General features: G+C 67.2%; 24 protein-coding genes. 18 read left to right on the top strand and 6 right to left on the bottom strand.

Annotation, left to right across the window (positions count from 1 at the left end):
- Together ACP15H_RS13765 and ACP15H_RS13760 are read left to right on the top strand one after the other, a co-directional pair.
- On the top strand, positions 1-444 hold the full coding sequence (locus tag ACP15H_RS13765; protein ID WP_422029389.1) for an acyl-CoA thioesterase: 444 nt from the start codon (positions 1-3) through the stop codon (positions 442-444).
- Entirely contained in the window at positions 441-902 is a 462-nt protein-coding gene (locus ACP15H_RS13760) for a PaaI family thioesterase (RefSeq protein WP_425066749.1), read from the top strand. Before ACP15H_RS13765 ends, ACP15H_RS13760 begins: the two co-directional genes overlap by 4 nt.
- Positions 903-1,007: 105 nt before the next feature.
- Here ACP15H_RS13760 and ACP15H_RS13755 read toward each other — a convergent pair whose 3' ends face one another.
- On the bottom strand, positions 1,008-2,591 hold the full coding sequence (locus tag ACP15H_RS13755) for a hypothetical protein (protein ID WP_425066748.1): 1,584 nt from the start codon (positions 2,589-2,591) through the stop codon (positions 1,008-1,010).
- Positions 2,592-2,651: 60 nt separating this feature from the next.
- Between ACP15H_RS13755 and ACP15H_RS13750 the strand changes: the two genes are divergently transcribed.
- The 8 genes from ACP15H_RS13750 to ACP15H_RS13715 all read left to right on the top strand — a co-directional run bounded on the left by ACP15H_RS13750 (position 2,652) and on the right by ACP15H_RS13715 (position 8,790).
- A complete protein-coding gene (locus ACP15H_RS13750; protein ID WP_425066747.1) occupies positions 2,652-3,392 on the top strand; it encodes a class I SAM-dependent methyltransferase in 741 nt (246 codons plus the stop codon).
- Entirely contained in the window at positions 3,385-4,431 is a 1,047-nt protein-coding gene (locus tag ACP15H_RS13745) for a glycosyltransferase (RefSeq protein WP_425066746.1), read from the top strand. The genes ACP15H_RS13750 and ACP15H_RS13745 overlap by 8 nt, the downstream gene beginning before the upstream one ends.
- 3 nt (positions 4,432-4,434) lie before the next feature.
- Positions 4,435-4,767, top strand: coding sequence for a DMT family transporter (locus tag ACP15H_RS13740; RefSeq protein ID WP_425066745.1), 333 nt, complete (start codon positions 4,435-4,437; stop codon positions 4,765-4,767).
- Between the two features lie 11 nt (positions 4,768-4,778).
- Positions 4,779-5,642, top strand: coding sequence for a crotonase/enoyl-CoA hydratase family protein (locus ACP15H_RS13735; RefSeq protein ID WP_425066744.1), 864 nt, complete (start codon positions 4,779-4,781; stop codon positions 5,640-5,642).
- A gap of 13 nt (positions 5,643-5,655) precedes the next feature.
- Positions 5,656-6,042: a nuclear transport factor 2 family protein gene (locus ACP15H_RS13730; RefSeq protein ID WP_425066743.1), complete on the top strand. Its 387-nt coding sequence runs from the start codon at positions 5,656-5,658 to the stop codon at positions 6,040-6,042.
- A gap of 77 nt (positions 6,043-6,119) precedes the next feature.
- Positions 6,120-7,154, top strand: a complete 1,035-nt coding sequence (locus ACP15H_RS13725) for an ABC transporter substrate-binding protein (protein ID WP_425066742.1) — start codon at positions 6,120-6,122, stop codon at positions 7,152-7,154.
- Between the two features lie 12 nt (positions 7,155-7,166).
- Positions 7,167-7,991, top strand: a complete 825-nt coding sequence (locus tag ACP15H_RS13720; protein WP_425066741.1) for an ABC transporter ATP-binding protein — start codon at positions 7,167-7,169, stop codon at positions 7,989-7,991.
- A gap of 1 nt (position 7,992) precedes the next feature.
- Positions 7,993-8,790 carry an ABC transporter permease gene (locus tag ACP15H_RS13715; protein ID WP_425066740.1) on the top strand — a complete coding sequence of 266 codons (798 nt, stop codon included), beginning with the start codon at positions 7,993-7,995 and terminating at the stop codon, positions 8,788-8,790.
- Between the two features lie 4 nt (positions 8,791-8,794).
- Here the strand turns inward: ACP15H_RS13715 and ACP15H_RS13710 are convergent, their stop codons facing one another.
- A complete protein-coding gene (locus tag ACP15H_RS13710; protein WP_425066739.1) occupies positions 8,795-9,616 on the bottom strand; it encodes an enoyl-CoA hydratase in 822 nt (273 codons plus the stop codon).
- Between the two features lie 149 nt (positions 9,617-9,765).
- Here ACP15H_RS13710 and ACP15H_RS13705 point away from each other — a divergent pair, with 149 nt between their 5' ends.
- From ACP15H_RS13705 to ACP15H_RS13695, 3 genes are all read left to right on the top strand, one after another.
- Positions 9,766-10,233 carry a MaoC family dehydratase gene (locus ACP15H_RS13705; protein ID WP_425066738.1) on the top strand — a complete coding sequence of 156 codons (468 nt, stop codon included), beginning with the start codon at positions 9,766-9,768 and terminating at the stop codon, positions 10,231-10,233.
- Between the two features lie 10 nt (positions 10,234-10,243).
- Entirely contained in the window at positions 10,244-10,963 is a 720-nt protein-coding gene (locus ACP15H_RS13700) for a gamma-glutamylcyclotransferase (RefSeq protein ID WP_425066737.1), read from the top strand.
- Between the two features lie 74 nt (positions 10,964-11,037).
- Positions 11,038-11,964, top strand: coding sequence for a DMT family transporter (locus tag ACP15H_RS13695; protein ID WP_425066736.1), 927 nt, complete (start codon positions 11,038-11,040; stop codon positions 11,962-11,964).
- A 160-nt stretch (positions 11,965-12,124) separates the two neighbouring features.
- Here ACP15H_RS13695 and moaA read toward each other — a convergent pair whose 3' ends face one another.
- Genes moaA through ACP15H_RS13680 form a run of 3 tightly spaced genes read right to left on the bottom strand, consistent with a single transcriptional unit; the run spans position 12,125 to position 15,807 of the window.
- Positions 12,125-13,117 (bottom strand): GTP 3',8-cyclase MoaA, encoded by a 993-nt coding sequence (moaA, locus tag ACP15H_RS13690; RefSeq protein WP_425066735.1) that lies wholly within the window; start codon positions 13,115-13,117, stop codon positions 12,125-12,127.
- Entirely contained in the window at positions 13,114-14,772 is a 1,659-nt protein-coding gene (locus ACP15H_RS13685; RefSeq protein WP_425066734.1) for a cisplatin damage response ATP-dependent DNA ligase, read from the bottom strand. The genes moaA and ACP15H_RS13685 overlap by 4 nt, the downstream gene beginning before the upstream one ends.
- A 3-nt stretch (positions 14,773-14,775) precedes the next feature.
- Positions 14,776-15,807: a ligase-associated DNA damage response exonuclease gene (locus ACP15H_RS13680; protein WP_425066733.1), complete on the bottom strand. Its 1,032-nt coding sequence runs from the start codon at positions 15,805-15,807 to the stop codon at positions 14,776-14,778.
- 28 nt (positions 15,808-15,835) lie between these two features.
- Between ACP15H_RS13680 and ACP15H_RS13675 the strand changes: the two genes are divergently transcribed.
- The gene (locus tag ACP15H_RS13675; RefSeq protein WP_425066732.1) at positions 15,836-18,277 is read left to right on the top strand and encodes a ligase-associated DNA damage response DEXH box helicase; all 2,442 of its coding nucleotides are present in this window, start codon (positions 15,836-15,838) and stop codon (positions 18,275-18,277) included.
- 10 nt (positions 18,278-18,287) lie between these two features.
- Here ACP15H_RS13675 and ACP15H_RS13670 read toward each other — a convergent pair whose 3' ends face one another.
- Positions 18,288-19,130 carry an MBL fold metallo-hydrolase gene (locus tag ACP15H_RS13670; protein ID WP_425066731.1) on the bottom strand — a complete coding sequence of 281 codons (843 nt, stop codon included), beginning with the start codon at positions 19,128-19,130 and terminating at the stop codon, positions 18,288-18,290.
- Positions 19,131-19,276: 146 nt separating this feature from the next.
- On the opposite strand from ACP15H_RS13670, the gene ACP15H_RS13665 reads away from it, so the two are divergent.
- From ACP15H_RS13665 to ACP15H_RS13650, 4 genes are read left to right on the top strand one after another with little or no spacing between them, the layout of a single operon-like run.
- Positions 19,277-20,116, top strand: a complete 840-nt coding sequence (locus ACP15H_RS13665) for an ImuA family protein (RefSeq protein WP_425066730.1) — start codon at positions 19,277-19,279, stop codon at positions 20,114-20,116.
- On the top strand, positions 20,034-21,683 hold the full coding sequence (locus tag ACP15H_RS13660; RefSeq protein ID WP_425066729.1) for a DNA polymerase Y family protein: 1,650 nt from the start codon (positions 20,034-20,036) through the stop codon (positions 21,681-21,683). The genes ACP15H_RS13665 and ACP15H_RS13660 overlap by 83 nt, the downstream gene beginning before the upstream one ends.
- Positions 21,684-21,694: 11 nt before the next feature.
- Entirely contained in the window at positions 21,695-21,931 is a 237-nt protein-coding gene (locus tag ACP15H_RS13655) for a FitA-like ribbon-helix-helix domain-containing protein (RefSeq protein ID WP_425066728.1), read from the top strand.
- On the top strand, positions 21,928-22,368 hold the full coding sequence (locus tag ACP15H_RS13650) for a type II toxin-antitoxin system VapC family toxin (protein ID WP_425066727.1): 441 nt from the start codon (positions 21,928-21,930) through the stop codon (positions 22,366-22,368). The genes ACP15H_RS13655 and ACP15H_RS13650 overlap by 4 nt, the downstream gene beginning before the upstream one ends.
- Position 22,369: the final 1 nt, after the last annotated feature.

The raw sequence follows: 22,369 nt of genomic DNA, 5'->3' as shown, positions 1-22,369 counted from the left end.
ATGGCGTTCGATCTTGCCGACCGCGGCATCTATGGCTTCTCGACCACTGAAAACCTGCGCTTCGCGGACGTCGACGCCAACGGGCACATCAACAACGGCGCCTTTCTCGAACTTCTGGAGAATGTGCGCGTCGCGTACCTTCGTCAGATCGTTCGCACGGGGCTGCCGCGCTTCCGCCTGGTCGTCGGCCGCATCGAGGCCGACTTCAAGCGACAGATGTTCTATCCCGGCACGGCCGTGGCCTGCTGCCGCCTGATCGAGGCGCACGACCGCAAGTGCGTTGTCGGCCAGGGCCTGTTCGACGGCGAGGGCAACTGCACCGCGGTTCAGAAGGTGATCATGGTCTCGCTGAACGAGGAGACCCATCGCGCCACCCCGTTCGATCCCGTGGTGCGCGCGATGCTCGACCGTCTCGCGGCCTCGAAGGACGGGCTCGATCCATGACCGCCGTACCGGAAGGCTTCCGCACGCTCGATGTCACCGACGATTTCGTCGGGCTCGTGGGGCCGCTCTGGTTCAAGGCGGAAGAAGACGGGCTCAGGATCGGCCTGCCGCTGGAGAAGCGGCACGGCAATCCGATGGGCTGGGCCCATGGCGGCCTTCTGGTCACCGTCGCCGACATGGTGATGGGCGTGGGCTCAGGCTTCTCGACCGGCCTGTTCTGGCCACATCCGACCATCTCGCTGACCAGCGAGTTCGTGCGCGGCGCCAAACTGGGACAGTGGCTCGAAGGCAAGGCGCGCATCGCGCGGCGCACGATCAACTTCTGTTTCGCCAGCTGCGACCTGGTCTGCGGCGGCGAGATCGTCCTGGTGGCCTCGGGCGTCTTCAAAGTGCCCGATCCCGACAAGATCCCCGAAGCGGCACGTGCCGTCGCGCTGGCGCCGCCCTGGAAGAAGTAGCCAGGTCTAGATTGTCATCCTGAGCGAAGCGAAGGATCTCGCGCTGGCCATGAAGTGTGCTGGTCGTTGCGCTGGGTCCTTCGACGCTCGGGACGACATGAAGACCTACTTCTTCATTTTCTTCCGCCGGTAGATCCGATAGCGGTCGAAGTCCATCAGGTGTTCGTAGTTCTCGAAGGCGTCGGCGAACACCCGATTCTGCATGAAGTATTCGAGGTAGTCGAATTCCTTGCCCTGGCAGCGCGGCACGCCGGCGATGCGGTCGACGATCAGCAGGTCGGGATGCTCGCGGGCGAAGTCCTCGCTCACCGAGTCGAACACGAATTTCTCGGAGTCGCCCATCGTGTCGGGCGGATTGTAAAGGGCGGGAAAGTCGTCGCAGGTCGCGTAGACGCCCTGCAGGACCCACATGGTCAGGAACCGCGTGGTCATGCGGCCGCCGAGGTAATTGATCATGGGCCAGAACGGGTAGATGCCCGGCGACAGGACGAGGATCGTCCGGTTCGGCGCGTTCTGCTCGATGATGTGCTGCAGGCGGCCGCCGATCGAATCCTCGAACTGGCGCTGCTTGTAGAAGGGCGGCGTGTAGAGGGCGGCCTGGAAGTAGAGCAGCACCATGAAGGTGGCGCAGATCACCGCCACCGGCAGGCGGTGGGCGTTGCGGCTGATCGGCAGGTAGCGATCGACGGTCTGCGAGACGGTGAGCGCCGCGAGCAGGATGGCGGCCGAAAGCGCCGGCAGGACGTGGTAGGGCCAGCCCTTGGCCTGGCCGATCGCCGAGAGGGCGGCACCGACGCCGAACACGACCAGCACGCGGGCGGCGATGGTCTTGGTGAAAACGACCGCAAGCAGGCCGAAGATCGCCAGCGCCAGCAAGGTCGGGCCCAGCACGTTGCTGGTCAGAACCTCGCGCCAGCCCGACTCGCCGATCGGCGCATAGGCCTCGACTGCCAGCGGCAGCACGAAATGCCCGAACTCCGGGAACACGAGGTACATCAGCGCGAGGTGCGCGACCGCGAGCAGGCCGATCGCCCAGGGAATGGGGTCGGTGAAGGTCGGGCGCACGCCGCGCCGGACCAGCAGGTAGAGTTCGACCGCCGCCGGGATCGCCAGATAGTGCGGCTTCATGGCCAGGGCGACGCCGGCCACGAGGCCCACCAGGATCGAGGCGAAGCGCGACGGGTTCACGCCCTCGGCGCGTGCCATAGAGGCGATCAGGTAGGGCGCGCAGGCCACGAACATGATGTGCTCGCGCTGGCCGAAATGCTCGTTGGGCAGCACGGAGAACAGGAACAGCAGAACCGGCGGCAGCAGCGCCTCGGTGAGCGCGTGGTCGGCCGAAGGCACGAGACGGATGAGCCGCCGGCAGGCCCAGAACGACGCGAAGATGCCGGCCACCACCCAGGCCGTGAACCAGAAGGCCACGGTGCCGGGCAGGAGCCTGGCCGTCAGCACCGGCAGTCCGTGCACGATGAAGGTCAGCGGCAGGTTCTCGTCGAGGACCTCGACATAGAGCTTCTCGCCACCGATCCACCGTGTCGACACATCGAGGATGGCGGCGACGTCGTGGTTGATGGGCGGAAAGAAATAGCCGGCGAGCCAGAGAACCGGCAGCGCGAACAGCGACACCAGCAGGAGCTGCTCGACACGCGGCGGGATGGTCGGAGGTTTGGTCTGAACGGTTGGCAAGGCGGGGCGAAGATATCATAAGCGGACAGGAAGAGGAGACTTCCTGGGAGAGGCCGCTTCGTGGAACGGGCCGAGTACGAGCATATGCATGCGGTCGAAGACCGTATGTGGTGGTATCGCGGCCTGCGGCGGCTGGTCGCCGACCAGCTTGCCCGGACGCTCTCGCGGTCGGCGGCCTCTGGTCCGGTCCTCGATGCCGGATGCGGCACCGGCGGCATGTTGCGCGTCCTGGGCCCGGACGTCGCGGGCCGGCCGACCGTCGGCCTCGAATACGATCCCGTCGCTGCCGGCATGGCCATGACCAAGGCGGGACGACCCGTGTTCTCCGGCTCGGTCAACGAAATGCCGCTGGGGGACGGAACGATCGGGGCCTACGTGTCGCTCGACGTCCTCTGTCACGCCAACGTCGACCCCGCGCGTGCCCTGAAAGAGGCGCACCGCTGCCTCCGGCCGGGCGCGATCGCCGTGTTCAATCTGCCCGCTTATTCCTGGATGCTGTCGGCTCACGACAGGCGCGTGCACAATGCCCGCCGCTTCACGCGCGGCGAGGCCCGCGCCCTGATCGGCGCGCCGGGCTTCCGTATTCTTCATGCGAGCTATTGGAACACGCTGCTGTTTCCCCTGATGCTCCTCCACCGGCTGGTCGAACGCGACGACGCGGAGAGCGACGTGCGTGACTATCCGCGCTGGCTCGACGCCATCTTTTCCACGGCGCTCGCCATCGAGCGCGCCGCCATCGGCGCCGGGCTCAGCCTGCCGTTCGGCGGTTCCCTCATGATCGTAGCGGTGCGTGATGCTTGAGAATTCCGGAGAGTCGCCAGCCCTGTCCATCGTCGTGCCGGTCTACAATGGCGCGGCGACCGTCGGCGAGCTGGTGAAGGCACTGCGCGCGCTCGAGATCGAGGGCGGTCTGGAGATCGTGCTTGTGGTCGATGGCAGCCCGGACAACAGCCTCGACGTCTGCAAGCAGCTCGCCGCCGAGCCCGGGGCGCCGGTGACCGTCCTGAGCCTCAGCCGCAATTTCGGGGAGCACAATGCGGTCATGGCAGGCTTCGCGCGGGCGCGCGGCGCCTACGCGATCACCATGGACGACGATCTGCAGAACCCGCCCGAGGAAGTCCGCCGCCTGTTCGAGCATGCCCGCGACGGCAACTACGACGCGGTCTATACCTACTACGAAGAAAAGAAGCATGCGGCCTGGCGCAACCTGGGCAGCCGCTTCACCAACTGGTGCGCCGACAAGCTGATCGACAAGCCGCCCGGCCTCTATCTTTCGAGCTTCCGCTGCGTCTCGCGCTTCCTGCGCGAGCGGGTTACGTCGAGCTACGAGGGGCCGGCGCCCTATGTCGACGGTCTGATCTTCCAGATCACCCAGAACGTGAGCCGCCTGCAGGTCAACCATCTGCCGCGCGCCGAAGGGCGCTCGAACTACACGCTGCGCCGCCTGCTGCGACTGTGGCTGGCGATGTTCCTGAACTTCTCGGTGATGCCGCTCCGGCTTGCGACGATCCTCGGCCTGGTGTTCGGCGCCCTGGGCGCGGTGGCTGCCGGCATCACGATCGTCGAGGCGATCCTCTCCGACAGGGCGCCGCAGGGTTGGGCGTCGCTGATGGTCGCGGTGCTGGTGCTGGCGGGTGTGCAGCTCGTCGTGATCGGCATGATCGGCGAATATCTCGGCAGTATGTTCCTGGCCGTGAACCGCAAGCCGCAATACCTCGTGCGGGAAGTCTTCAGGCGGGGCACGGAAGGGCTCGACATCGAGCACCCGAAGGTCGATACGCGGGCGGCCGGCCAGCCGCATCGAGAGCCTTCGCAAGAGCCGCGCCGCAGGGAGAACTGAAGCATGACGATCTACTACGTGGCGCTCGCGATCGGCGTTCTGGCAGGGATCGGCGGCCAGATCCTGCTCAAGACCGGTGCGGACGCGCCCGATTTCGTGAGCCAGCTGCTGCGCCCCTCGACCATCGCGGGCCTGGCACTCTACGGTTCGGCGGCTTTCCTCTACATCATCGCACTGCGAAAGATTCCGGTTTCAGTGGCTTTTCCCAGCGTGTCGCTCTCCTATGCGATCGTTGCAGTGGCCGGCCACTTCCTTTTCGGTGAGCCGTTCGGCATCAAGCAGATCGGCGGCATTGCTCTAATCGTGGGTGGTGTCGTCCTCATCAACCAGAGCTGAGGGGCCTTCCCGTGAACTACGAGCAGATCAAGTACGAGACCAAGGACGGTATCCTCACCATCACCCTCAACCGTCCCGACAAGCTCAATGCCTTCACCGGCAAGATGCTCTCCGAACTGCTCGACGCCATGGACCGCGCCGATCGCGATGACGATGTGCGCGCGGTCGTGTTCACCGGTGCGGGCCGCGGCTTCTGCGCCGGTGCCGACCTCTCTGGCGGCGCCAACACCTTCAATGCCGAAAATCGCGGGCCGGTCGATCCCGGCCTCGACGGCCATCGCGACGGCGGCGGTCTGTTCACGCTGCGCCTCTACGAATCGCTGAAGCCCACCATCGCCGCCTGCAATGGACCGGCGGTCGGCGTCGGCATCACGATGCAGCTGGCCATGGACATCCGCCTCGCCTCGGAGGCGGCGCGTTACGGCTTCGTGTTCACGCGCCGCGCCATCGTCATGGAAGCCTGCTCGAGCTGGTTCTTGCCCCGCCTCGTCGGGCCGCAGCAGGCGCTGGAATGGGTGATGACCGGTCGCGTCTTTTCCGCCGAGGAGGCGCTGAACGGCCGGCTCGTGCGCTCGATCCACAAGCCCGACGATCTCCTGCCGGCCGCCTATGCGCTGGCCCGCGAGATCGCTGACAATACCGCGCCGGTCTCGGTGGCGCTCAATCGCCAGATGATCTGGAAGATGCTGGGCGCCGACCATCCGATGGAAGCGCACAAGGTCGACTCCAAGGGCATCTATTCCCGCGGCAAGTCCGACGACGTCAAGGAGGGCGTGACCGCCTTCCTCGAGAAGCGTCCGGCCCGCTTCCCCATGAAGGTGAGCGACGGCATGCCGTCCTACTTCCCGTGGTGGCAGGAGCGTAAATTCAAGTAGGCGGGAGTTCGCGGTGGACGACCGGCTCGAGCGCAACAAGCGGACGGTCACTGAGTTCTACGACCTGATGTTCAATCAGTGTCGTCCGCGCGAGGCGGTCGAGCGCTATGTCGGCGCCGACTATATCCAGCACAATCCCGGGGTCGCGAGCGGGAAGCAGGGCTTCATCGACTATTTCGAAGAAGCCGCCCGGGAATATCCCGGCAAGAGCGTCGAGTTCAGGCGGGTGATCGCCGAAGGCGATCTCGTCGTGCTGCATTGCCGGCAGGACTGGCCCGGCGATCACGTCTGGGTTGGCATCGACATCTTCCGCCTCGATGACGAGGGCAAGATCGTCGAGCACTGGGACGTGTTGCAGATCGTGCCCGAAAAGGCCGCCAATCCGAACGGTATGTTCTGACATCCTCCGCTGGTCGGTTGCCGCGACGGTTGGCTTGCGGCAAGCTGCCGGAAAACAAGCCTGTCGCGGAGGAAACGATGACCAAGCTGCAGATGCGGCGCCGGACCTTGCTGGCGGCCGCCCCGATGATGCTGGCGGCGCCCCATGTCGCGCGGGCCCAGGCCAAGCCCGAAAAGAGCAAGGTCATCCTGGCCGTGGGCGGCAAGTCCGCGCTCTATTATCTTTCGCTGACGATCGCCGAGCGCAAGGGCTTCTTCAAGGAAGCCGGCATCGACGTCGAGATCAACGACTTCCAGGGCGGCGCCAAGTCGCTGCAGGCCCTGATGGGCGGCAGCGCCGACGTAGTCGCCGGCGCCTATGAGCACACGATCCGCATGCAGCAGCGCGGCCAGGATGTGACCGGCTTCGCCCTGATCGGCCGCGGCATGCAGATCTGCATCGCGCTGCGCAACGACGTGGCGGCCAGGGTGAAGGGGCCGGCCGACATCAAGGGCATGAAATTCGGCGTCACGGCACCCGGTTCCTCGACCCACATGCTGCTGAATTTCTGGGCGGCCAAAGGCGGCTTGAAGGCGAGCGACGTGGTGGCGATCGGCGTCGGAGCCGGCGCTTCGGTCATCGCCGCGGTCGAGAAGGGCGAGGTCGACGGCGTGTCCCAGACCGATCCCGCGCTCACCATCCTGACCGACAAGAACCTGGTGAAGGTCGTCGTCGACACGCGCACGACCAAGGGCAACCAGGAAGTGTTCGGCGGCCCGTTTCCGGCGGCCAGCCTCTATTCGCAATCCGATTTCATCAAGAAGAACCCCGGCACCACTCAAGCGCTGGCCACCGGCATCGTGCGCGCCAACCAGTGGCTGCAGACCGCCTCGCCGGCCGATGTCGCCAATGCCGTGCCCGAGGGCTACCTGCTGGGCGACCGGGCGGTGTACGAGAAGTCGTTCGCGGGCGTCCGCGAGACGATCTCGCCCGATGGCACCATGCCCGCCGGTGCGATGGAGAATTGTCTCAAGTTCCTGGTCGAGAGCGATCCCGCCATCAAGGCCGGCTCGGTGAAGCTCGCCGACACGTGGAACAACGAGTTCGCCCAACGTGCCGCCAAGCGCAGCTAGCCTGAAGTGACAATGACGAAGGAAGTGCCGGCGCTCGCGCTGGCCGAGATCACCTGTCGCTTCGCTGCCCGCGATGATGCGAGCCAGGCCTACACCGCGGTGGCCAACGCCACGCTGAACGTCGCGCGTGGCGAGTTCGTGTCGGTGGTCGGTCCGACCGGCTGCGGCAAGTCGACCCTGCTCAACGTCGCGGCGGGACTGCTGGAGCCGTCGTTCGGCACGGTCGAAGTGTTCGGCGAGAGACTGCTGGCGGGCAGTGGCGTGAACCGGCGGGCGGGCTACATGTTCCAGGCCGATGCGCTGATGCCGTGGCGTAACGGCATCGACAATGTGATCGCCGGCCTCGAATTCCGCGGCGTGCCGCGAGCGGAAGCGGTCGGACAGGGCGAGGCGTGGCTGCGCCGCGTCGGCCTGGCAGGCTTCGGCGACCGCTATCCGCACCAGATGTCGGGTGGCATGCGCAAGCGTCTGGCGCTGGCCCAGACGCTGATCCTCAGCCCCGACATCCTGCTGATGGACGAGCCCTTCTCGGCGCTCGACGTGCAGACACGCCAGCTCATGGAGAACGAGCTGCTGGCGCTGTGGGCCGAGGATCGCAAGTCGGTGCTTTTCATCACCCACGATCTCGAGGAGGCGATCGCGCTCTCCGACAGGGTCGTGGTCCTGTCGGCCGGGCCGGCGACGCGGCCGATCGCCGACTTCAGGGTCGATCTGCCCCGGCCGCGCGACGTGTCGGAGATTCGCATGACGCCGGCCTTCCTCGACCTCCATCGCGAGATCTGGGCGGCGATGAAGGAAGAGGTGCTGAAGGCCTATGCCCAGCAGAAGGCGGTCTGAGATGCGGCTCAGGATCCTGCAACTGCTGCTGCTCGGCCTGCTGATCGTGGCCTGGTATGTCCTGACGGCGCCGGGGCTGATCCCGCCGTTCTATTTCGACAAGGCCAACCGGGCGGCCTTCTTCTTCGGCGAGCCGCAGAAGGTGCTCTGGGTGATCGTCGACTGGTTCGCGAGCGGGGAGATCTTTCCCCATCTTGGCATCACCCTGCTCGAGACGGCGCTGGGCTTCGTGATCGGCGCGGCCTCGGGGCTGGGAATCGGTCTGTGGCTGGCGCTGTCGCCCACCGCCTCGGCGATCACGGATCCCTACATCAAGGGCTTCAACTCGATGCCGCGCGTCGTGCTGGCGCCCATCTTCGCGGTCTGGTTCGGCCTCGGCATCTGGTCGAAGGTGGCGCTGGGCGTCACGCTCGTCTTCTTCGTGGTTTTCTTCAACGTCTATCAGGGCGTGCGCGAGGTCAGTCCCAACCTGATCGCCAACGCCCGCATGCTGGGCGCGTCGAACCGCCAGCTCCTGCGCTCAATCTACCTGCCCAGCGCCATGAGCTGGGTGTTCGCGAGCCTGCACAACGCGGTGGGCCTGGCCTTCGTGGGCGCCGTGGTCGGCGAGTATCTCGGTTCGTCGATGGGCGTCGGCTACCTGATCCTCCAGGCCGAAGGTACGTTCGACATCAACACCGTGTTCGCCGGCATCCTGGTCCTCACGGCCTGCGCCCTCGCGCTCGACAGCCTGGTGGGAACCGTCGAGCGTCGTCTCATGACCTGGCAGCCGAAGGCCGGGCAAACGGAGAAGGTGTAGGGGCCTACCTGCCGGTAAACCTCGCGGCCCGCTTCTCGAGATAGTGGGCGACGCCTTCCTTGAAGTCGGAGGTCTGAAAGGACAGTTCCATTTCGTGATTTGCCTGGACCGTGGCCTCGGCCAGGGTCTGGAACTGGGCCTCCCAGAGCTGCCGCTTCATCACCGCCACCGAGCGCGGCGAGACCGTGTTGGCGAGCAGGGTCGCGTAGGCGCGGGCCTCGGCCAGCAGCTTGTCGTCGGGAATGACCCGGTTCACGAGGCCCATCGCCAGCGCCTCGGGCGCGCGGAACTTGCGCGCCGAGCAGAGCAGGTCGAGCGCCGTCGGCAGGCCGACCAGCCGTGGCAGCAGCCAGCTGACCCCGTGCTCGGCGATCAGGCCACGCTGGGCGAAGGCGGTGGTGAAGACCGCCGATTCGCCCGCGAAACGCAGGTCGGCATAGAGCGGGATGACCATGCCGAGACCCGCCGCCGGCCCGTTGATCGCGGCGATGATGAATTTCGGGATCGCCGGGAAATAAGAGTAGTTCATCCTGAACTCGGGCAGGGTGCTGCCGCCGGGCAGCCCGTCCTGGGCCTTGGTCGACCGGTCGGCCGAGGCCCCCGAGCCGATCGCCTGCAGGCCGCCCATGTCGGCTCCGGCGCAGAAGCCGCGACCGGCACCGGTCAGGATGATGGCGCGCACTTCCGGATCGGCGCCAGCCTCGTGCATGGCCTCCTTGAGGTCGAGGTGCATCTGCCGCGTCCAGGCATTGAGCCTGTCGGGGCGGTTGAGCGTGATCGTGCAGACGCGATCGGCGACGTCATAGAGGACGGTCTCGTACGCCATATGGGGGTCTCCTCCTGTGCATTCTTGTGAGTGGCATGATGAGCAAAAGGCCGCGACGATACAAACGCGGTGGGAAGCGCTGCGCCGGAACGCATGCGTTCCGAGTCGATATTGCAGTTGATGCGAAATTAATGAAACAGAGGCGGTAAATGGCAAAGCGAGAATTCGCCCATCCCAGCGAGATGCAGAAGCACGTGGGGGAGGAAATCGGCGTAAGCGACTGGGTCGAGATCACGCAGGAGCGCATCAACCTCTTCGCCGACGCGACGGGCGACCATCAGTGGATCCATGTCGACGTCGAGCGCGCCAAGAAGGACATGCCGGGCGGCAAGACCATCGCCCATGGGTTCCTGACCCTCTCGCTGATCCCGATGCTCTCTCATCAGATTTCGCACATCAACAACGTGCGCAACGGCATCAACTACGGCTGCAACAAGGTGCGCTTCACCAGCCCGGTCCCGGCCGGCTCGAAGGTGCGGGCGCGCGCCAAGCTGATCGCGGCCGATCCGATGGACAAAGGCGGTGTCCGCCTGACCAACCAGGTCACCATCGAGATCGAGGGCCAGGAGCGTCCGGCCTGCGTCGCCGAGACCATGTCCATCGTCTACGGCACCTGAGGCCCTGCGGTTGCTGACACGCGAGGACCTGACGTCGGAACGGATCGACCAGATCGTGGCCGACGCCCGAGCCGCCGGCTACGACTTCTTCCTGTCGTCGCCGGAGCGCGAGGCCAGCCTCAACGAGGCGTTGCTCAACCGCCCGCCGGGGGAAGAGACCTGGGTCTTCGCCTACGGCTCGCTGATGTGGAATCCGGCCCTCGACTATGCCGAGGTCCAGCCCTGCCGGGTGGAGGGCTGGCGCCGGTCCTTCTGCTTCTGGACGCCGATGGGCCGGGGCACGCCCGAACTGCCGGGCCTGATGCTGGCGCTGGCGGATGGTGGAGAATGCGAGGGCATTGCCTACCGCCTGTCGCCCGAACTGGTGCGCCAGGAACTTGGCCTGCTGTGGAACCGCGAGATGCTGGCAGGAGTCTACAAGCCGCGCTGGGTGCCGACGAAGCTGCGGGACGGGCGCACCGTCAGCGCCGTGACCTTCGTCGTCGAGACAGGGCATTGCCAGTATTGCGGCGACCTGCCGATCGAGCGGGCCGCTTACCACATCGCCTTCGCCGAGGGCCGCCGCGGTGCTTGCCGCGAATACCTGTTGAACACGGCTGAGCATGCGCGATCGCTGGGCATCCACGACCCCTATCTCGAGGAACTGGTAGAGCGCGTGATCCGGTTGCGCGAGCAGCCGGCGCCGATAGCCGGTCCGGCAACGCTGTCGCTGCACGCGCTCACCAAGTAAGGCGGACTTCGCCTCTCGGAAGCCGGCGCACCGCCGATGGTGCGGGGCCGCAGGGCCTGTGACATAGTCGTTGCGTGTCCGCCCTCGTTGCCCGCTGGCTCGCGCTGCCGCCGAATTTGCGCGGGATCCTCTGGGTCGCTTTATCGGGCGTCCTGTTCGCGCTGCTCAACGTCTTCACGCTGATCCCGGCGCAGCATCTCAATTCCTACGTGATGGCCTTCCTGCGCTACTTCTTCGGCGCACTGTTCCTTGTGCCGATCGTGATGCGCCTAGGCCTCTACCGCTCGCTCCACACCAGGCGCCTGCCGCTGCACATCTCGCGCGGCGCCATCCATACCGCGGGCATGATGCTGTGGTTCGTGGCGCTGCCGCTCACGACGCTGGCGGAGATCACCGCGCTGGGGTTTACGGGGCCGATCTTCGTCACCATCGGCGCCGCGCTGTTCCTCGCCGAGAAGGTGCGCCTGCGACGCTGGATGGCCGTCATCGTGGGCTTCATCGGCGCCATGATCATCATCCGGCCGGGCTTTGGCGACATCCATCTTGGCGTCATCTGCGTCCTGATCTCGACACCTATTTTCTCGGCCTCGAACCTGATTTCCAAGGCGCTGGCCCGCACCGATTCCTCGACCACGATCGTAATCTGGCAGAACATCGTGATCGTCGCCTGCGCCCTGCCGTTCGCGCTGTGGTTCTGGCAGACGCCGCAGTGGGGCGACATCGTATGGTTCCTGCTGGCGGGACTGGCCGGCACGCTCGGGCATATCTGCCAGCAGCGCGGCTATCAGCTGGCCGACATCACGCTGCTGCAGCCGATCGGCTTCCTGTCGCTCATCTGGAACACGATGCTGGGCTATTTCTTGTTCTTCCAGAAGCCCGATATCTGGACCTTCGTGGGCGCGGCGGTGATCTTCGCCAGCGCCCTCTACATCTCCCACCGTGAGGCCGTGCGGCGGGCGCAGATCCGGACGGCGGCTTCACAAGCCACTCCGGAGGCTTGAAAAGCAACTCCGTCGTCTCGACCGAAGCCTCGCGAAGCGAGGCGTAGCGGAGAGACCTTCTCTCTACGATTTGATGGCTTTTGGTGGAGCTAAGGTCTCTCCGCTACGCGCCTGCGGCGCTCCGGTCGAGACGACGGTTTGCTTGGAGTGAGCTCTTCGCTCAGCCGCCGGTGACGCTCATGTGTCGCGGCACGGCGGGGCCGCTGTGGCGGCGGTCGATGATGAAATCGTGGCCCTTGGGCTTGCGCGCGATCGCCTCGGTGATGGCGCGGTCGAGTACGTCGTCGCTCTCCGAGGCGCGCAGCGGCGCGCGCAGGTCGGCGGCATCCTCCTGGCCCAGGCACATGTAGAGCGTGCCGGTGCAGGTGAGGCGCACGCGGTTGCAGCTTTCGCAGAAATTGTGGGTGAGCGGCGTGATGAAGCCCAGCCGTCCGCCGGTCTCCTCGACCCGGAAGTAACGCGCGGGGCCGCCGGTGCGATAGTCGGTTTCGGTCAGCGTGAAGTGCCGGGCGATCTCGGTGCGTGCCAGCGACAGCGGCAGATACTGGTCGAGCCGGGCTGCGTCGCCGATCTCGCCCATCGGCATGACCTCGATCAGGACGAGGTCCATGCCGCGGCCGTGGCTCCAGCGGATCATCTCGTCGAACTCGCCGTCGTTGACGCCGCGCAGCGCCACCGCGTTGATCTTGATGGCGAGCCCGGCGCGCTGGGCGGCGTCGAGGCCGCGCATTACCTGGTCGAGATCGCCCCAGCGCGTGAGCTGGCGGAATTTGTCGCGATCGAGCGTATCCATCGACACGTTCACGCGGCGCACGCCGATATCGGCCAGTTCCTGGGCGTACTTGGCGAGCTGGCTGCCGTTGGTCGTCAGGGTGAGTTCTTCCAGCGCGCCGCTGTCGAGATGTTTCCCGAGCCCGCGGAACAGCGACATCACGTTCTTGCGCACCAGCGGCTCGCCGCCCGTCAGCCGCAGCTTCTTGACGCCGCGACGGATGAAGGCCGTGCACAGCCGCTCCAGCTCCTCGAGCGACAGCACCTCCGCCTTGGGCAGGAAGGTCATGTCCTCGGCCATGCAGTAGACGCAGCGAAAGTCGCAGCGATCCGTCACGGAGACGCGCAGGTAGGAGATGTGGCGGCCGAACGGGTCGATCATGGCTCTTCGGTTACGGTGACGCCCGGATAATGGGCATGCGACATACCCCCTGCAAGGGGCGAATCCGGTGCCGAATTGGTCAGCAGCCGCAGCAGGTTGTCGACCGTATCGGCCTCGGCGGCCGGTTTGTCGGCCCGGATGCGGTTGATGCGCGGAAAGCGCATGGCGACTCCCGATTTATGCCGGGTCGAACGGGCGATGCCGTCGAAGGCGATCTCCAGCACCAGCTTCTGCTCGACCTCGCGAACCGGGCCGTACCGGTTGGTCGTGTGATCGCGCACCCATTTGTCCAGCCAGCGCAGTTCCTCGTCGGTGAAGCCGAAATAGGCCTTGCCGACGGGGGCCAGCTCGCGCCCGCCGGCGGCCCCGTCGCGCCAGCACCCGAAGGTGAAATCGGAGTAGAAGGAGCTGCGTTTGCCGTGACCGCGCTGGGCATACATCATCACGCAGTCCGCGAGCATGGGATCGCGCTTCCACTTGAACCACGGGCCCTTGGGCCGGCCGGACAGATAGGCGCTGTCGCCGCGCTTCAGCATCAGCCCCTCGATGCCGTCGGCCCGCATCTCCTCGCGCTTGGCGGCAAGCTCCGCCCAGTCGGCGAAGGTCACCAGCGGCGAGAGGTCGAAGCGCGGGCGCTCCTTCAGCGCGATCCAGGCTTCGAGGCGGGCGCGGCGCTCGTCGAAGGAGAGGCCGCGCAGGTCCTCTCCCTCCAGCCACAAAACGTCGTAGAGGCGGACATGCGCCGGATGCTCTTTCAGCATCTTCGGGGTCACGGTCTTGCGGTTCAGCCGCTGCTGCAGGTCGTTGAACGGCGCCACCGCGGTGTCGCGGCGCACCAGCAGCTCCCCGTCGAACACGCCGTCGAAGTCGATCGCTTCTATGATGTCGGGAAAGGCTCCCGACACGTCCTCACCCGCACGGCTGTAGAGCCGCTTCAATCCGCCGGATGCGGCGACCTGCACGCGGATGCCGTCCCACTTCCATTCGGCGCGGAAATGCGCGGGATCGAGCGAATCGAGTTCGGCGCGATCGATCGGGTTAGCCAGCATGGCCGGCAGGAAGGCCGCCCCCGCATTGCTGCTGGGCCGCGGCGCCCCTTGCAGCAGCCAGTCGAAGAGAGGCCGGTAGGGGGCTTCCAGCCCGTGCCAGACCTCCTCGACGGCATCCACCGGCTGGCCGCCGATATTGGCGACCGCCTGCTTGGCCAGCCGCGCCGAGACCCCGACCCGCAGCGCGCCGGTGAGAAGTTTCAGGAGGGCCCAGCGGCCGGTCGAATCGAGGGCATCCAGCCAGCGCTTGAGGATCGCCGGCGTCTGCGTGCGCGTGGCCCGCTGCAGCGTCTCGACGACCTCGCCGAGCGTCGGAGGCGGACCGGCCGCCGGATCGGTCTCCCAGATCAGCGCCAGCGTTTCGGCGAGGTCGCCGACATAGTCGTAGGAAAGGGCGAACAGCTCCTCGCCGATCTTCTCCTGGCCGAAGCCGCGCAGCAGCGCGGGCTTGGCCGACGGAAAATCGAGCCCGCCGGTCAGTGCCGCCAGCGCCCAGCCACGATCGGGATCGGGAGTCTCGCGCAGGTACGTCTCGATCAGCCGCAGCTTGGCGTTGCGGGCCGGTTGGAAGGCGAGGGAGTCGAGAAGGCGGGCGAAGGCCTGCACGGTTCAGGAATCCTCGTCCTCGCGACCGGCCAGGTGCAGCGCCTCGGCGTCGATGCCGAGACCGCGCGCATAGTGGACGAGCGCCTCCTCGCGGCCGTGCGTCACCCATACCTTCGGCGCGCCGACATCCTTCAGGGTCTGCGTGAGTTCAGGCCAGTCTGCGTGATCGGAGATGATCAGCGGCAGTTCCGCGCCGCGTTGCCGCGCGCGCGCGCGCACGTTCATCCAGCCCGAACACACCGCGGCGATGGGATCGGCGAACCGCCGTGACCAGCGGTCGGCGATGGCCGAGGGCGGGCAGAGCACGATGGCGCCCTTGAAGGTCTCGAGGATTGCCTCGGAGACCGGCGCCACGTCGCCCAGATCGACGCCATGCTCCTGGTAGAGCCTGCACAGGGACATCAGGCCGCCGTGCAGCCAGATGCGCTTGTCGTAGCCGGCTTCCCGCAGCAGGCGGATGACCCGCTGGCACTTGCCGAGCGCATAGACGCCCACCAGATGAGTGCGCTCGGGGAACGTGTCGACGGAGCGCAGCAGCTTGCCGATCTCGCCGGCATCGGAGGGATGATGGAAGACCGGCAGCGCGAAGGTCGCCTCGGTGATGAACACGTCGCACGGTACGGGCTCGAACGGCGGACAGGTCGGATCCGGCCGGCGCTTGTAGTCACCCGATACGACGATGCGCTGGCCTTTGTATGCCAGCACGGCCTGCGCGGAGCCGAGGATGTGACCGGCGGGTGCGAAGCCGACTTCGACCTCGCCGATGCGCACGCTCTCGCCGTATTTCAGCGCCTGCTGCTCGGTGTCGGGCATGTCCTGGAACCGCGTGCGCATGATCGCCAGCGTCTCGGGCGTCGCCAGTGCCTTGCGATGGCCCGGCCGCGCATGGTCGCCATGCCCGTGCGTGATCACCGCACGCGGCACGGCAAACGCCGGATCGATATAGAAATCGCCCGGTTCGCAATAAAGGCCGCGCGGCGTCGGGTAGAGCCACGTACGGGGATTGAGGGTCTCGGTTGCCGTCGTGATTGCCATGGCTCCTGATGCATCCTACCCCACAGATATGGGACTTCCCGACCTGTTTGCACGTTGGTTCGAAAGTCGCGGTTGGGCGCCGCGGCCGCACCAGCTCGCGTTGGTCGATCTGGCGCGAAAGGGCAAGAGCGCGCTGCTGATCGCGCCGACCGGCGGCGGCAAGACATTGGCGGGGTTCCTTCCGTCACTGATCGAACTCACGGAGCGGCGGCAGGCCGGCCAGGACCTCGCCTACAAGAAGGGGCAGGGGGAGCTGCATACGCTCTACATCTCGCCGCTCAAGGCGCTGGCGACCGACATCCGCCGCAACCTCGAACAGCCGCTGGCGGAGATGCAGCTGCCGGTGCGCGCCGAGAGCCGGACGGGCGACACGCCGCAGAGCCGGCGCCTGCGTCAGCGCGAGCGGCCGCCGGACCTCCTGATGACGACGCCGGAGTCGCTGGCGCTGCTGCTCTCCTATCTGGACGCGGCGAAATTCTTCGCCAGCCTCAAATGCGTGATCATCGACGAGCTGCACGCCTTCGCCACCAGCAAGCGCGGCCATCACCTGGCGCTCTGCCTGTCGCGGCTGGCGACGCTCGCGCCGCAGGCCCGCTTCGTCGGCCTGTCGGCCACCGTCGCCGATCCGCCCGAACTCGCCGAGTTCCTGAACCTGCGCGACGAGCCGGTCGAGATCGTGATGGGCGAGCCCGGCGCGCCGCCGGTCGTGTCGATCATCGACGCGCGCGAGCGGCTGCCGTGGGGCGGGCACATGGGACGCCATGCGGTGCCCGAGATCTACAACATCATCCGCCAGCACAAGACGTCGATCATCTTCGTCAATACGCGCGCGCAGGCGGAGCTGGCCTTCGATGCGCTGTGGCGGATCAACGACGACAATCTGTCGATCGGGCTGCATCACGGGTCGCTGGCCGTCGAGCAGCGCCGCAAGGTCGAGGCGGCGATGGCGGCGGGCAAGCTGCGCGCGGTGGTCGCGACCTCGTCGCTCGACCTTGGCATCGACTGGGGCGATGTCGACCTCGTCATCCAGATGGGCGCGCCCAAGGGCGTCAGCCGCCTGATGCAGCGCATCGGCCGCGCCAACCACCGGCTCGACGAACCCAGCCGCGCCATGATCGCGCCGGCCAACCGCTTCGAGGTGCTGGAATCGCTGGCCGCGCTGGAGGCGGTCGAGGCGCGCGAGCTCGATGGCGATCCGCCGCGGCCGCCCTGCCTCGACGTGCTGGCCCAGCACATCGTGGGCACCGCCTGCGCCCAGCCGATCGACCGCGAGGCCTTCTTCGCCGAGGTGCGGCGGGCGCAGCCCTATCGCGACCTGCCGCGCCAGGATTTCGACGACACGTTCGACTTCGTGGCGACCGGTGGCTACGCGCTGGCGGCCTATGATCGCTGGCACCGGCTGAAGCAGCTTCCCGACGGTCGGTGGATGCTGGCCTCGCCGCTGGTGGCCAAGCAGTTCCGCATGAACGTGGGCACCATCGTCGAGCTGCCCCTGATGAAGGTGCGGCTGCGCCGCGGCGCTGTGCTGGGCGAGGTCGAGGAAGGATTCGTGCAGGGGCTGGTGCCGGGCGACACGTTCGTGTTCGCGGGCCGGCTGCTGCGCTTCGAGGGCGTCAAGGAACTCGCGGCGATCTGTTCGCCGGCCTTCAGCGGCGATCCCAAGGTGCCGGCCTATGGCGGCGGCCGGCTGCCGCTCTCGACGTTCCTGGCCGCAAGGGTGCGCGGGATTCTGCAGGATCCGCTTAAGCACCCGAAGCTGCCGTCAGAAGTGCAGGAGTGGCTGCGCATCCAGGTCTTCCGCTCGATGCTGCCCCCGGCCGACAAGCTGCTGGTCGAAGGCTTTCCGCGCGGCGGCAAGCAGTTCCTGGTCGCCTATTGCTTCGAGGGCCGCAATGCGCACCAGACGCTGGGCATGCTGCTGACGCGGCGCATGGAGCGCATGGGCCTGCGGCCGCTGGGCTTCGTGGCCACCGACTATGTGCTGGGCCTCTGGGGGTTGCGGCCGGCCTCGCCGAAACAGCTCGACGAACTGTTCGACGAGGACATGCTGGGCGATGATCTCGAAGCCTGGATGGACGAATCGAGCATGCTGCGGCGCTCGTTCCGCAACGTCGCGGTGATCGCCGGCCTGATCGAACGGCGCTTTCCCGGCGAGGAGAAGTCGCGCCGCCAGGTCACGTTCAGCTCCGACCTGATCTACGACACGCTACGCCAGCACGAGCCCAATCACATCCTGCTGCGCGCCACGCGCCAGGACGCGGCCTGGCAGCTCGCGGACCTAAAGCGGTTGGGCGACCTGCTGAAGCGCGCCAAGGGCCGCATCGTCTATCGCCGTCTCGACCGCATCTCGCCGCTTGCCGTGCCGGTGCTTCTCGAAATCGGCAAGGAACGCGTGCTCGACGGCACCGCCGAGGACGAGCTTTTAGACATCGCCGCCCAGGAACTGATCGACGAGGCGACGCGGCTCTGAGGAAGGCGGATCAGTCGCCGCCGTTCCCGCCGACGACGTAGACGGTGAGTTTCTCGGGCAGCGTGTCGTGGGCGACTTCGATGGTGCGGCGGTCGGGCCAGATGAAGACCGCGTCCTGGTCGGCCATCAACTCTTCGAAGCGCGCGACCTGGCCGCGTCCCCAATAGTGCATCGGCAGCACGATGCGCGGCTGGATCTGGCGGATGACCTCGACCATCACGGGCAGGCCGACCGTGTAGGCACCGTCGATCGGCACCATCAGCACGTCGATGCGGCCGAGCTCGTCGAGATGGTCCTTGGTCAACCGGTGATGCAGGTGGCCGAGATGGGCGATGCAGAGATCGCCGATGGTGAAGGTGAAGATCGAGTTGCCGTTGATGCGCGCCGAGCCGCCGCCCCAGTCGCGCGCATTGGTCGGCAGGTTCGTGACCTTGAGGTCTTTCAGCGAGACCTCGTGGCGCGCCTCGGTCTGGCCGGCGTCGCTCGGCCAGCCGCGCAGCACGTAGGTGATCCCGTCCTCGGGCGTGTCGGTGTAGTGCGTCGAGTGCGCGTTGTTCATCGTCACGATGTCGGGCTTGCGGCCGAAGCCGTTCAGCCCGTTGTAGTCGGTGATGGCTCGCACGCCCTGCGGCGTGTCGATCTCGAAGCTGGCATGGCCGAGGAAGGTGACGATGGCGCGGCTCGCCGTGTCCGCCGCCATCTGCGCCCCGTCGAGCGAGGCCATCTGCACGCCGCGGCCCTGCAGGGTGGGACCGAGTTCGACGAGATTCTTGGAACAGCGGGCCAGTGCCGGGCCGGCCAACAGGGCGAAGGCGGTGGCACAGAGGGCGGCGAGGGACAGACGAAGAGTCATGGAGCCTCCGGGACAGGGCGCAGCTTCTCCCCGGATGCACTCGATATGCCAGCCCTTTAGTCCCGTTGACTCTCGATTTTGAGGGAACTAGAACAAAAGAAGAACATTTTAATCCCCAGCCCATCCATCAGCCAGACGAGGGGGCGATGCCGGTCATTTCCCCGAAAGCCTTTTCTTCCTCTCCTCCCAAGGTCGCCAATGATGCAGCGGCTTCGGTGCCCGTCTCCTTGCGCGAGAAGGTACGCCGGCTGGAGCGGGCCAACAGCGTCCAGCGTTCGGGCCGCGCCGCCGGTGTGACGTTGGGGGTTCCCGCCATCGACGCCGTGCTGCCCGAAGGCGGGCTGCTGACGGGCGCCCTGCACGAGATCGAGGCGGGACCTGCCCCCTCCGGCCGCGTGGCGCCGCACGATGGCCCGGTCCTCGGCTTCGCGGCCCATCTGCTGGGCCGCTTCGGGCCGGGCACGATCCTGTGGTGCCGCCGTCCCACGGGCACGTTCGATGCCATGCCCTATGCGCCGGCGCTCTCCTCCTGGTTCGATCCCGCGCGCCTGCTGATGGTCACGGCAAAGCGCGACGAGGATCTCTTCTGGGCGATGGAAGAAGGGCTGCGCTGCCCCGGCATCTCGGCCGTCGTGGGCGAGACCCGCAGCGCCGATTCCACGGCCGGCCGCCGCCTGTCGCTGGCCGCCGAGAAGAACGGCGTGCCCGCCCTGCTGCTGCGCGCCCAGCCGGCGCCGCCGCAAAGCGTGTGCGCGACACGGTGGCGGGTCGCCTCGGCACCGTCCTGCTCGACACCGGGCCTCAAGGATGTCGGTGCCGCGCGCTGGAGCCTCGAACTTCGGCGCAACCGCTTCGGCACACCGTCCGCCGCCGAAACACCGTCTTGGCTCCTGGAGTGGAACGATGAAACGCATTGTCTCGCTGTGGTTCCCCAAGCTCTCCACGGATCGCCTGGCACGCACTTCGAAGAAAGACTGGTCGGATAGGGCGTCCGCCACCGTCGTCTGGCGCGAGGGCTGCCCGCGCCTCGCCGCCGTCAATCCGCACGCCCGTGCCGCGGGTCTGCGCCCGCACATGCGGCTGGCCGATGCGCGCGCCCTGCTGCCTGACCTCGTCACGGTCGCGGGCGAGCCGCAGGCCGATCTTCGACTGATCGAAGCGATCGCCGGCTGGTGCGATCGCTACACGCCCTGGGTCGCGATCGATACGCTGGGCGGCGCCCTCGCGCAGGACGGCGAAACGACGTGCAGCGCTGGCGGCTTCGGCGGGGATGCCGGCCTGCTGCTCGACGTGACGGGCTGCACGCATCTCTTCGGCGACGGCGAGAGCGGCGAACGCGCGCTGCTGGCCGACCTGGTCACGCGCCTGACCCGGCGCGATCTTTCCTGTCGTGCCGCGATGGCCGACACGGCGGGGGCCGCCTGGGCGCTGGCGCGCTTTGCCGAGCGCCAGGCCGATCTCTTCTGCCCGTCGCGAGGCCAGCGCGATGCGCTGGCCTCGCTGCCGGTCGAGGGGCTGCGCCTCGAGGCGCCGATCCTCGAGACCTTCCTGAAGCTCGGACTGCGCCGCATCGGCGATCTCTACCCCATGCCGCGCGCGCCGCTCGCCCGCCGTTTCGGCAACCAGCCGCTCGAGCGCATCGACCAGGCGCTGGGCAGGCTCGACGAGCCGATCGAGCCGCGCCGCCCGCCGCCCGCCTTTCGCACGCGTCTCGCCTTCGCCGAACCGATCGGCCGGGCCGAGGACATTGCCGCCGCGACCAGCCGCCTGCTGGCCGCGCTGTGCCGCCAGTTCGAGCAGGCGGGCGTCGGCGCGCGCCTGCTGGAAATCTCGCTCTACCGCGTCGACGGTTCGGTCGACCGCACCTCGATCGGCACCAGCCGCCCCAACCGCGACAATCCCAAGCTGATGAAGCTGTTCGAGGAGAGGCTGGGCGAACTCGATCCCGGCTTCGGCGTCGAACTGATGATCCTGGCCGCGCCCGAGGTCGAGGCGTGGAGCGGCACGCAGGATGCGCTGCCCGATCAGGATTCGCCCATGGTCGCGGCGGGGGCGGACGGCACGCTCGACCTGGCTGACAGGCTGGTGCTGCGGCTGGGCGCGGAGAACGTCGTGCGGCTGCTGTCGCGCGACAGTCATCTGCCCGAACGCGTCCAGGTCGCCACCGCCGTTGCGTCGAAGCCCGCCGCGGCGGGCGCCTGGCGCCGCGTCGCCAGCCTCAAGGGCGCACGGCCGACGCGCCTGCTGCAGCGGCCCGAGCCCGTCGAGGTGACTGCCTTCGTGCCCGACGATCCGCCCTCGGTGTTCCGCTGGCGACGGCATGCCTATCGCATCGTGCGCGCCGACGGTCCGGAGCGGATCGCCGACGAATGGTGGCGTCCGCGGTCCGACGGCAGCCGCCCGCCGGCCGGCACCCTGCCGTTGGTGCGTGATTACTACCGGGTCGAGGACGATGACGGCGGCCGCTTCTGGCTGTTCCGCGACGGGCCCTATCGGCTCGCGGCCAATGGCCAGCCGACGGCCCGTTGGTTCCTCCACGGATTCTGCGCCTGAAGGGGAGAGATATGGAGACGACGAGCAAACGGGGCACCACGCTCACCATCCGCGGTCTCGATGGCGCGATCATCGAGCGTCTGAAGAAACATGCGCGCGCCAGGGGCCGCTCTCTCGAAGCCGATCTGCGCGACCTGCTGACCTACGCGTCGGGCCAGCCGCTGGTGCTCGATCCGCTGGAAGAAGCCGATCGTATCGCCGCCATGACGCCGCCTGCGGCCATCGCACGGATGGGAGAGGGCCCGTGATCGTCGTCGTCGATCCCGGCGTCGCCATAAAATGGTTCGTCGAGGAGCCGCTGCGGCCGCAGGCGCGTTCGCTGCTGGCCAACCGGCACGAGATGATCGCGCCCGACATCCTGATCGCGGGGGTGGCCGAGCTTGCCTGGCAGAAGGCGACGCGTGGCGAGATCACGGCCGAGCAGGCCGAGCCCATCGTGCGCAACATCGCGCTTCCCTCGTTCATCTCGGCCTTCGTCGAATCGCCGCAGCTGCGCAATCGCGCGCTGGCCATCGCCCTGCAGTGCCGCCGGCCGGTGCACGACTGTTTCTACGCTGCCTGCGCCGAATCGGCCCAGGCACCGCTGGTCAGCGCCGACGAGGATTTCCTCCACGCCCTGAAGAGCCAGGGAATCGATGTGCGTGGCATCCCGCTCTCCTGTGTGCACGAACTCGTCCCGTCGTGAT

It is taken from the genome of Reyranella sp. (genome assembly GCF_965249915.1).
In the GTDB taxonomy this organism is placed as follows: Bacteria; Pseudomonadota; Alphaproteobacteria; order Reyranellales; family Reyranellaceae; genus Reyranella.
This window is presented reverse-complemented; position numbering and strand designations above follow the sequence as displayed.